Origin of the sequence: Enterobacter sp. Res13-Sevr-PEC09-46 (assembly GCF_015672585.1) — a bacterium.
In the GTDB taxonomy this organism is placed as follows: domain Bacteria; phylum Pseudomonadota; class Gammaproteobacteria; order Enterobacterales; family Enterobacteriaceae; genus Enterobacter; species Enterobacter hormaechei_C.
Window position 1 is genome coordinate 107,881 of sequence record NZ_JADABR010000004.1, and the last position, 10,550, is coordinate 118,430.

The 10,550-nt window shown below is 55.5% G+C and carries 9 protein-coding genes; 7 read left to right on the forward strand and 2 right to left on the reverse strand.

The window, feature by feature from the left end:
- Positions 1–62 precede the first annotated feature (62 nt).
- The 7 genes from kup (at position 63) to rbsR (ending at position 8,000) form a co-directional block, all read left to right on the forward strand.
- Positions 63–1,931, forward strand: coding sequence for a low affinity potassium transporter Kup (kup, locus tag IMQ56_RS01250; RefSeq protein ID WP_006808744.1), 1,869 nt, complete (start codon positions 63–65; stop codon positions 1,929–1,931).
- Positions 1,932–2,145: 214 nt separating this feature from the next.
- A complete protein-coding gene (gene rbsD, locus IMQ56_RS01255; protein ID WP_003862392.1) occupies positions 2,146–2,565 on the forward strand; it encodes a D-ribose pyranase in 420 nt (139 codons plus the stop codon).
- A gap of 7 nt (positions 2,566–2,572) precedes the next feature.
- On the forward strand, positions 2,573–4,078 hold the full coding sequence (rbsA, locus tag IMQ56_RS01260; RefSeq protein ID WP_017383711.1) for a ribose ABC transporter ATP-binding protein RbsA: 1,506 nt from the start codon (positions 2,573–2,575) through the stop codon (positions 4,076–4,078).
- Positions 4,079–4,082: 4 nt separating this feature from the next.
- Complete coding sequence (rbsC, locus tag IMQ56_RS01265) at positions 4,083–5,048, forward strand: ribose ABC transporter permease (protein WP_003862395.1); 966 nt, start codon at positions 4,083–4,085, stop codon at positions 5,046–5,048.
- 27 nt (positions 5,049–5,075) lie between these two features.
- On the forward strand, positions 5,076–5,966 hold the full coding sequence (rbsB, locus tag IMQ56_RS01270; protein WP_003862397.1) for a ribose ABC transporter substrate-binding protein RbsB: 891 nt from the start codon (positions 5,076–5,078) through the stop codon (positions 5,964–5,966).
- A gap of 108 nt (positions 5,967–6,074) precedes the next feature.
- Positions 6,075–7,004: a ribokinase gene (gene rbsK, locus IMQ56_RS01275; RefSeq protein WP_045343944.1), complete on the forward strand. Its 930-nt coding sequence runs from the start codon at positions 6,075–6,077 to the stop codon at positions 7,002–7,004.
- Between the two features lie 3 nt (positions 7,005–7,007).
- Positions 7,008–8,000: a ribose operon transcriptional repressor RbsR gene (gene rbsR / locus IMQ56_RS01280; RefSeq protein WP_003862402.1), complete on the forward strand. Its 993-nt coding sequence runs from the start codon at positions 7,008–7,010 to the stop codon at positions 7,998–8,000.
- Here rbsR and mdtD read toward each other — a convergent pair.
- Both mdtD and IMQ56_RS01290 read right to left on the reverse strand, forming a co-directional pair.
- The gene (gene mdtD, locus IMQ56_RS01285) at positions 7,966–9,399 is read right to left on the reverse strand and encodes a multidrug transporter subunit MdtD (protein WP_017383712.1); all 1,434 of its coding nucleotides are present in this window, start codon (positions 9,397–9,399) and stop codon (positions 7,966–7,968) included. The genes rbsR and mdtD overlap by 35 nt on opposite strands.
- Positions 9,396–10,103: a FadR/GntR family transcriptional regulator gene (locus IMQ56_RS01290; protein WP_003862405.1), complete on the reverse strand. Its 708-nt coding sequence runs from the start codon at positions 10,101–10,103 to the stop codon at positions 9,396–9,398. The genes mdtD and IMQ56_RS01290 overlap by 4 nt, the downstream gene beginning before the upstream one ends.
- Positions 10,104–10,550 lie beyond the last annotated feature (447 nt).

A 10,550-nucleotide genomic window follows, 5' to 3' on the forward strand; every position in this document is an offset into this window, starting at 1 on the left:
TGCGCTTTTTGTGGGCCAAGGGACTAAGCACACATTTGTTATTCAAACGAAAAGACTAGTCTATGAGCACTGATAATAAGCAATCATTACCCGCTGTAACGCTTGCGGCGATCGGGGTTGTCTACGGTGATATCGGCACCAGCCCGCTTTATACGCTTCGTGAATGTCTGTCCGGTCAGTTTGGTTTTGGTGTAGAGCGTGACGCCGTATTTGGTTTCCTCTCGCTCATCTTCTGGCTGCTGATCCTGGTGGTCTCCCTTAAGTATCTCTCTTTCGTAATGCGGGCTGATAACGCGGGCGAGGGCGGTATTCTGACCCTGATGTCCCTTGCCGGGCGCAATACGTCCGCAAGAATGACCTCCGTGCTGGTCATCATCGGCCTGATTGGCGGCAGCTTCTTCTATGGAGAAGTCGTGATTACGCCGGCGATTTCTGTAATGTCGGCCATAGAGGGGCTGGAGATTGTCGCGCCACAGCTTGATACGTGGGTGGTGCCACTCGCTATTATCGTGCTGACGTTGCTGTTTGCCATACAAAAACACGGTACCGGGCTGGTGGGTAAGCTGTTCGCGCCTATTATGCTGGCCTGGTTCCTGATCCTGGCGGCGCTGGGCTTACGCAGTATTATCGCCAACCCGGATGTCCTGCACGCGCTGAACCCAATGTGGGCGGTGCATTTCTTCCTTGAATATAAAGTGGTGTCGTTTGTGGCGCTGGGCGCGGTGGTGCTGTCCATTACCGGTGTTGAAGCGCTGTATGCGGATATGGGCCACTTCGGGAAACTCCCTATTCGCGTCGCCTGGTTTAGCGTGGTCTTGCCATCACTGGTGCTGAATTACTTCGGTCAGGGCGCTCTGCTGCTTGCACACCCTGAAGCGATTAAAAACCCGTTCTTCCTGCTGGCGCCGGACTGGGCGCTGGTTCCGATGCTGATCCTGGCGACGCTGGCGACGGTCATTGCCTCTCAGGCTGTCATTTCCGGCGTATTCTCCCTGACGCGTCAGGCCGTGCGTTTGGGTTATCTCTCCCCAATGCGCATTATCCATACCTCGGAGATGGAGTCCGGCCAGATCTACATTCCCTTCGTCAACTGGCTGCTCTATTTCGCGGTAGTGATTGTTATCGTCAGCTTTGAGCACTCCAGTAATCTGGCGGCGGCGTACGGTATCGCGGTAACCGGAACGATGGTGTTGACCTCTATTCTCTCCACTACCGTGGCGTACCGTAACTGGCACTGGAATAAGTTCCTCGTGGGGCTGATCCTGGTTGGCTTCCTCTGCATCGACGTGCCGCTGTTCTCTGCGAACCTCGACAAGATTGTCTCCGGCGGCTGGCTGCCGCTGACGCTGGGTCTGGTGATGTTTATTGTGATGACGACGTGGAAGAGCGAACGTTTCCGCCTGCTGCGTCGTATGCACGAGCACGGTAACTCTCTTGAGGCGATGATCGCCTCGCTGGAGAAATCCCCACCGGTGCGCGTGCCGGGCACAGCGGTGTATATGTCTCGCGCGCTGAACGTGATCCCGTTTGCGCTGATGCATAACCTCAAGCACAACAAAGTGCTGCACGAACGCGTGATCCTGCTGACGCTGCGTACCGAAGATGCGCCGTACGTTCACAACGTGCGTCGCGTACAGATTGAACAGCTGTCCCCAACCTTCTGGCGCGTGGTGGCAAGCTACGGCTGGCGCGAAACGCCGAACGTGGAAGAGGTGTTCCACCGCTGCGGTCTGGAAGGCCTGAGTTGCCGCATGATGGAGACGTCGTTCTTTATGTCCCATGAGTCGCTGATCATCGGCAAGCGCCCATGGTATCTGCGCCTGCGCGGCAAGCTGTATCTCATTCTGCAACGTAACGCCCTGCGTGCGCCTGACCAGTTTGAGATCCCGCCTAACCGCGTGATTGAGCTGGGGACGCAGGTCGAGATTTAACCCTTCTGAATATGCCGGGTGGCGCTGCGCTTACCCGGCCTACCAGACCCGTAGGCCCGCGCAAGCGTAGCGCCGCCGGGCAATTTTCCTCTATTGCATTTCACTTAGCGAAACGTTTCGACGTTGATCACAAATCCGTTACGTCATGATGGTTTTCTGAACACTTCTGCGGCTACACTGTTTTTAGCGAAACGTTTCGCTAGTGGAGCAAAAAATGAAGAAAGGCACAGTACTCAACTCAGAAATCTCATCGGTGATTTCCCGTCTTGGGCATACCGATACGCTGGTGGTTTGCGATGCAGGCTTACCGGTTCCGCGCAGCACAACCCGTATCGATATGGCGTTAACGCAGGGCGTACCCTCGTTCATGCAGGTACTGGAAGTGGTCACCGCGGAGATGCAGGTTGAGGCGGCCATTCTCGCGGCGGAAATCAAACAACATAATCCGCAACTCCACGAAACGTTGCTCAGCCACATTGAGCAACTGCAACAGCACCAGGGAAACACCATAGAAATTCGTTACACAACGCACGAGCAGTTCAAACAACAAACCGCAGACAGTCAGGCGGTGATTCGCAGCGGGGAGTGCTCCCCGTATGCGAATATCATTCTCTGTGCTGGCGTCACCTTCTGAGGCCATCATGGACGTATTACTGCAACTCAAAGGGATCGATAAGTCGTTCCCGGGCGTAAAAGCCCTCTCCGGCGCGGCGCTGAACGTCTATTCCGGGCGCGTCATGGCGCTGGTGGGCGAAAACGGCGCCGGCAAATCCACCATGATGAAAGTGCTGACCGGTATCTACCAACGCGATGCCGGTTCGCTGCTGTGGCTGGGTAAAGAGACCACCTTTAACGGCCCGAAATCCTCTCAGGAAGCGGGCATCGGCATCATCCACCAGGAGTTGAACCTGATCCCGCAGCTCACCATTGCGGAGAACATCTTCCTCGGCCGTGAGTTCGTGAACCGGTTTGGCAAAATCGACTGGAAAACCATGTATGCCGAAGCGGACAAACTGCTGGCGAAGCTGAATCTGCGCTTTAAGAGCGACCGACTGGTGGGCGACCTTTCCATCGGCGATCAGCAGATGGTGGAAATCGCGAAGGTGCTGAGCTTCGAGTCGAAGGTCATCATTATGGATGAACCGACCGACGCCCTGACCGATACCGAAACCGAATCCCTGTTCCGCGTGATCCGTGAGCTGAAATCCCAGGGCCGCGGCATTGTCTATATCTCACACCGCATGAAAGAGATCTTCGAGATCTGCGACGACGTCACCGTCTTTCGCGACGGGCAGTTTATTGCCGAGCGCGAAGTGGCAACCCTGACCGAAGATACCCTGATTGAAATGATGGTGGGACGTAAGCTCGAAGATCAGTATCCGCATCTGGAGAAAGCGCCGGGAGAAATCCGCCTGAAGGTGGATAACCTCTGCGGGCCGGGCGTGAATGACGTCTCCTTTACTCTGCGCAAGGGCGAGATCCTTGGCGTCGCGGGCCTGATGGGCGCGGGGCGCACCGAACTGATGAAAGTGCTCTATGGCGCACTGCCGCGCACCAGCGGCTACGTTACCCTTGACGGCCATGAGGTGGTCACCCGCTCGCCGCAGGATGGCCTGGCGAACGGCATTGTCTATATTTCCGAAGACCGTAAGCGCGACGGCTTAGTGCTGGGCATGTCGGTGAAAGAGAACATGTCCCTGACGGCGCTAGGCTATTTCAGCCGCAGCGGCGGCAGCCTGAAACACAAAGATGAGCAGCAGGCGGTCAGCGATTTTATCCGTCTCTTTAACGTTAAAACCCCATCGATGGAGCAGGCGATTGGCCTGTTGTCCGGCGGGAATCAGCAGAAAGTGGCGATTGCCCGCGGGCTGATGACGCGCCCAAAAGTGTTGATCCTTGATGAACCTACCCGCGGCGTGGACGTGGGCGCGAAGAAAGAGATATATCAGCTGATTAACCAGTTCAAGGCCGACGGTCTGAGCATCATTCTGGTCTCTTCCGAGATGCCAGAGGTATTAGGCATGAGCGATCGCATTATCGTCATGCATGAAGGGCATCTCGGCGGTGAATTCACTCGCGAGCAGGCCACCCAGGAAGTTCTGATGGCTGCCGCTGTGGGCAAGCTTAATCGCGTGAATCAGGAGTAAGAAGATGACTACCCAGGCTGTTTCTGGTCGCCGCTATTTCACAAAGGCATGGCTGATGGAACAAAAATCGCTGATTGCCCTGCTGGTGCTGATCGCGATTGTCTCGACCATGAGCCCGAACTTTTTTACCGTCAATAACCTGTTCAACATTCTTCAGCAGACCTCCGTCAACGCCATTATGGCGGTGGGGATGACGCTGGTGATTTTGACCTCGGGTATCGATCTGTCCGTCGGTTCCCTGCTGGCCCTCACCGGCGCGATCGCCGCGTCGATTGTTGGTATTGAGGTCAACGCGCTGGTGGCCGTTGCCGCTGCCCTGGCGGCAGGTGCGGCAATTGGCGCCGTAACCGGCGTGATTGTGGCGAAAGGTCGCGTTCAGGCGTTCATCGCCACGCTGGTGATGATGCTGCTGCTGCGCGGTGTGACCATGGTGTACACCAACGGCAGCCCGATTAATACCGGTTTTACCGATAACGCCGATCTGTTTGGCTGGTTCGGTATCGGTCGCCCGCTGGGTGTCCCGACCCCGGTCTGGATCATGGCTATCGTCTTCCTGGCGGCATGGTACATGCTGCACCATACCCGTCTGGGTCGTTATATCTATGCGCTGGGCGGTAACGAAGCGGCAACGCGCCTGTCCGGTATCAGCGTTAATAAAGTCAAAATTATCGTTTACTCCCTGTGCGGCCTGCTGGCGTCTCTGGCGGGCATCATCGAAGTGGCGCGCCTCTCTTCCGCGCAGCCAACGGCGGGTACGGGCTATGAGCTGGATGCCATCGCGGCAGTGGTTCTGGGCGGTACGAGCCTTGCGGGTGGTAAAGGTCGCATTGTTGGGACATTGATCGGCGCACTGATCCTCGGTTTCCTGAATAATGGTTTGAATTTGTTAGGTGTTTCCTCCTATTACCAGATGATCGTTAAGGCAGTGGTGATTTTGCTGGCGGTACTGGTAGACAACAAAAAACAGTAACTGACGACACTACAGGACATCTTAGATATGAACATGAAAAAACTGGCTACCCTGGTTTCTGCTGTCGCGCTGAGCGCAACCGTAAGTGCTAACGCCATGGCGAAGGACACCATCGCGCTGGTTGTCTCTACCCTGAACAACCCGTTCTTCGTCTCCCTGAAGGATGGCGCGCAGAAAGAAGCAGATAAACTGGGCTACAACCTGGTGGTGCTGGATTCTCAGAACAACCCGGCGAAAGAGCTGGCTAACGTTCAGGACTTAACCGTTCGTGGTACCAAAATCCTGCTGATCAACCCAACCGATTCCGACGCGGTCGGTAACGCCGTGAAGATGGCAAACCAGGCGAAGATCCCGGTCATCACCCTTGACCGTCAGGCAACGAAAGGGGATGTGGTCAGCCACATTGCGTCTGATAACGTACTGGGCGGTAAAATCGCTGGCGACTACATCGCGAAGAAAGCAGGTGAAGGCGCGAAAGTGATCGAGTTGCAGGGGATCGCCGGGACTTCCGCGGCCCGTGAACGTGGTGAAGGTTTCCAGCAGGCTGTAGCGGCGCACAAATTCAACGTGCTGGCGAGCCAGCCGGCAGACTTCGACCGTACAAAGGGCCTGAACGTCATGCAGAACCTGCTGACCGCGCATCCTGATGTGCAGGCGGTATTCGCACAGAACGACGAAATGGCGCTCGGTGCGCTGCGTGCGCTCCAGACTGCGGGTAAATCAGATGTGATGGTTGTCGGATTTGACGGCACGCCGGATGGTGAAAAAGCAGTAAATGATGGCAAACTGGCTGCGACCATCGCTCAGCTGCCTGAGCAAATTGGCGCGACTGGCGTGCAAACTGCCGATAAAGTGCTGAAGGGCGAAAAAGTTCAGGCCAAATATCCTGTTGACCTGAAACTGGTCATTAAGCAGTAAAGGCGATTCAGGCAGTCGCTGGCTGCCTGAGGGACACCAAATAAAAGAAAAGTGTGGCATACGCCACCGGGTAATACCGGTGGCGCTCTCAGATGGACACCTCAATACATGAAAACCGCAGGCAACCTCGTCGTCCTTGGCAGTATCAATGCCGATCACATTCTTAACCTTGAAACGTTCCCCACTCCGGGCGAAACCGTCACTGGCAATCAGTATCAGGTGGCGTTCGGCGGTAAGGGCGCAAACCAGGCGGTTGCCGCCGGACGCAGCGGGGCGAATATCGCGTTTATCGCCTGTACGGGTGATGACGATACCGGCGAGCGCGTACGCAAACAGCTGGCAAGCGACAACATCGACATTGCACCCGTCAGCGTGGTTGCAGGGGAATCTACCGGCGTGGCGCTGATTTTCGTCAATGCGGAAGGTGAGAATGTCATCGGTATTCATGCGGGGGCTAATGCCGCGTTAACGACTGAACGCGTCGAAGCGCAGCGTGGAATCATCGCCGGAGCGGAAGCCCTGCTGATGCAGCTGGAGTCACCGGTTGAAAGCGTGCTGGCCGCCGCGAAAATTGCGCATGAAAATCATACGTCTGTCCTACTTAACCCTGCGCCTGCCCGTGTATTATCAGACGAGCTGCTGGCGCTGGTGGATATCATCACCCCGAACGAAACCGAAGCGGAAAAGCTGACGGGTATCCGTGTCGAAAATGATGACGATGCCGCGCGTGCCGCGCTTGCACTGCATGAAAAAGGCATCGGCACCGTAATCATCACCCTCGGCAGCCGTGGGGTGTGGGCTAGCGTCAATGGCGAAGGCCGTCGCGTACCGGGCTTTAAGGTCAAAGCCATTGATACCATCGCCGCAGGAGACACCTTCAACGGTGCACTGGTAACGGCGCTGCTGGAAGGAAAAGCAATGGATGACGCGATCCGCTTCGCGCATGCCGCCGCTGCGATTGCGGTGACGCGTAAAGGCGCTCAGCCTTCTGTTCCATGGCGTAAAGAGATTGATGAATTCTTAAGTCAGCAGGGGTAACGCTTGGCCACAATGAAAGATGTCGCCCGTATGGCGGGCGTTTCTACCTCGACTGTCTCCCACGTAATCAATAACGATCGCTTCGTCAGCGAGGCGATTCGGGAGAAAGTTGACGCTGCAATTAAAGAACTCAACTATGCGCCGTCTGCGCTGGCCCGCAGCCTGAAGCTCAACCAGACGCGCACCATCGGCATGCTGATCACGGCCAGTACCAACCCTTTTTATTCTGAACTGGTGCGCGGCGTGGAGCGCAGCTGCTTCGAGCGCGGCTACAGCCTGGTGCTGTGCAATACCGAAGGCGATGAGCAGCGCATGAACCGTAACCTGGAAACGCTGATGCAAAAACGCGTCGACGGGCTGCTGCTGCTCTGTACCGAAACGCATCAACCCTCGAAAGAGATCATCCAGCGTTATCCTTCTATTCCCACGGTGATGATGGACTGGGCGCCGTTCGACGGCACCAGCGATCTGATCCAGGATAACTCGCTGCTGGGCGGCGATATGGCGACTCAGCATCTGATCGATAAAGGTCATACCCGCATTGCCTGTATTACCGGCCCGCTGGATAAAACCCCGGCGCGCCTGCGTCTGGAAGGCTATCTTTCGGCCATGGAACGGGCGGGGCTTGCCATTCCTGATGGCTATCGCATCACCGGCGATTTCGAATTTAACGGTGGATTTGAAGCAATGCAGAAACTGCTGGCGCAAGAGCCGCGTCCGCAGGCGGTGTTTATCGGTAACGATGCGATGGCATTCGGAGCATATCAGGCGCTGTATCAGGCGGGATTACGTGTTCCGGACGACATGGCGATCGTCGGTTACGATGATATCGAACTGGCGCGCTACATGACGCCCCCACTGACCACCATCCATCAGCCGAAAGATGAACTGGGCGAGCTGGCCATCGATGTGTTGATCCACCGCATGGCCCAGCCCACGCTGCAACAGCAACGTTTGCAGCTTACTCCTGTTCTGATGGAACGCGGTTCGGTTTAGCCTTCTCTTTGTGACGCTCTTTAATCAGGTTCCGGCCGTCTTTTGGTTTTAACAACATAAAGACCACCGCCGATACCACGGTAAGCGCGCCCATAGTGATAAAGGTATAGTGGAACTGCTCAACGGTATTAGTTCCCTCGAACCCTTCATAAAACCGCAGTACCGCCGCGCTCACGGCAACCCCGAGGCTGATCGACAGCTGTTGAGTGACCGCCAGTACGCTGTTGCCGCTGCTGGCATTCTCGTCGGTGAGGTCCGCAAGGGTGATGGTGTTCATCGACGTAAACTGCGTCGACATGGCCATACCCAGCACAAACAGCGGCAGGATCAGCATCCAGATTGGTAACGCCGCAGATTGCAGGGAGAACTGCGCAATCATCAATCCGATAAAGATCGTCACGCCAATCAGCGTCTTACGATAGCCAAACCAGCGCAGCACCTGCGTGACCGTCGATTTTGCCAGAATCGAGCCCATCGCCGTGGGTGCCATCATGCAGCCAGCAATCAGGGCCGGATAGCCGAAACCGACCTGGAGCATCAGCGGCATCAGGAACGGTACGCAGCCCGTGCCCAGACGCGAGGCAATATTGCCCGCGATCCCGACGGAGAACGTTCGGGTGTTAAACAGAGATAAAGAGATAAGCGGTGTCGGATGGCGACGCGCATGACGTATATATAGAAGGAACAGCAGAATACCGCTGAGGATGACGGCCAGCGCCAGCCACGTCGCTACGATTTTCTCGCCAAACAGCTCCATCCCGCTGGAGAACAGGACCAGGCTCAGGCCAAACAGGAAGAAACCACCCATATCGAAGCTGCGTCTTGGCGTGGTGAAGTTCGGCATATATTTGCGGGCATAAATCAGCCCTGCCACACCAATCGGAATATTAATCAGGAAGATCCAGTGCCAGCTAGCCCAGGTCACCAGTACGCCGCCGAGAACCGGGCCAAGTATCGGGCCGACCAGCCCCGGCATAGTCACAAAGTTGAGCACCGGGAGCAGTTCGCTGCGCGGATAGGCGCGTAATAACGCCAGACGCGCGACGGGCATCATCATCGCGCCGCCTATCCCCTGTAGAACGCGGAAGATAACCAGTTCCGTCAGAGAGGTGGAGAGGGCGCAAGCCAGAGAACCGAGCGTGAACAGCGTCACCGCCAGCATGAACACTTTGCGTGTGCCAAAACGATCGGCCAGCCAGCCGCTGACCGGAATAAGCATCGCCACTGTCAGGGTGTAGCTGATGATGGCGGATTGCATCGCCAGCGGGGAGCGGTTAAGGCTTTGGGCTATGGCGGGAAGGGCGGTATTGAGGATAGTGGCATCCAGTGCCTGCATAAAGAACGCCATGGCTGCAATCCACGGCAGTCCGGCCATACTGCGTGCTTTTTTCTCTGTCATTTATTTACCTGCTGGTGGGTTGGCGCGGCCAGCAACGCCTGGCACGCACTCAGGGCTCGCTGCCCGTCGCTCTCCTGAATGGCATCGACTATCGCCTGATGCAGATCCAGCTTCACCACCTCATCCTGCGTGATAGAGGTAAAGTAAGTGTGGTACACAGAATGGAATAAAGAAGCAAAGGAGGTCAGGAAAGGATTTCCGCTCATATTATAGATATGTTCATGCCAGGCCATATCGACCGCTATCCAGCGCTCGCGGTTAAAGTGCTTTTTCAGATCCACCATCTCTTCCATCAAAGTATTGAGCTGCGCTTTTTGCTCGGCTGTGCCGAGCGTGGCGGCAAGCAGGCAGGCCTGAGGCTCAAGACTGCTGCGCATGACCAGAAAGTGATCGACGACCTGATTAAAGTTATCTTCGGTCATCCACCAGGTGAGTAACTCCTGATCGAGAAAGTTCCAGTTTCCCTGAGGCATAACGCGGGTGCCAATGCGCGGGCGTGGAAGCACCATCCCTTTCGCCGTTAATGTTTTTACCGCTTCGCGAACGGCGGTACGGCTAACGCCAAACTGATCTCCCAGCTCCATCTCGCTTGGCAGGATGCTACCTGGAGCATATTTACCCGCTAAGATCAGCTGCGCCAGTTTCTCTGCCAGCACATAGGACAGGTTTTTTTGAGCTGCCAGCTGTTGTGCGCTTAATGGCATCGCTTTTATTCCTTAAATATTGATGCGGTTAATTATGCCATCTCAGGTGTGATTGTGGTTGCAGATACATCAAATAGAACAATTTGTAGCTGGATCTCATCGCTTTTGGTGAAAAAAAACACGGTCAGAAACTTTTTTTAAATTTCCTCTTGTCACTTCAGAAGAACTCCCTATAATGCGCCTCCACTGACACGGAACAACGGCACGCAAGCCGCCGGGTCAGCAGAGAAAAGCAAAACAAACGCTTGACTCTGAAGCGGGAAAGCGTAATATGCACACCCCGCGCCGCAGCGAAAACGAAGCGGCACTGCTCTTTAACAATTTATCAGACAATCTGTGTGGGCACTCAAAGTGACATGGATTCTTAATGTCTTCGGACACTAAATGAATACCAAGTCTCTGAGTGAACACGTAATTCATTACGAAGTTTAATTCACGAGCATCAAA

Bases quoted from the DNA above. Each gene is read 5' to 3' on its own strand.
- kup (WP_006808744.1), top strand. From the start codon at position 63: ATGAGCACTGATAATAAGCAATCATTACCCGCTGTAACGCTTGCGGCG.
- rbsD (WP_003862392.1), top strand. From the start codon at position 2,146: ATGAAGAAAGGCACAGTACTCAACTCAGAAATCTCATCGGTGATTTCC.
- rbsA (WP_017383711.1), top strand. From the start codon at position 2,573: ATGGACGTATTACTGCAACTCAAAGGGATCGATAAGTCGTTCCCGGGC.
- rbsC (WP_003862395.1), top strand. From the start codon at position 4,083: ATGACTACCCAGGCTGTTTCTGGTCGCCGCTATTTCACAAAGGCATGG.
- rbsB (WP_003862397.1), top strand. From the start codon at position 5,076: ATGAACATGAAAAAACTGGCTACCCTGGTTTCTGCTGTCGCGCTGAGC.
- rbsK (WP_045343944.1), top strand. From the start codon at position 6,075: ATGAAAACCGCAGGCAACCTCGTCGTCCTTGGCAGTATCAATGCCGAT.
- mdtD (WP_017383712.1), bottom strand. From the start codon at position 9,399: ATGACAGAGAAAAAAGCACGCAGTATGGCCGGACTGCCGTGGATTGCA.
- IMQ56_RS01290 (WP_003862405.1), bottom strand. From the start codon at position 10,103: ATGCCATTAAGCGCACAACAGCTGGCAGCTCAAAAAAACCTGTCCTAT.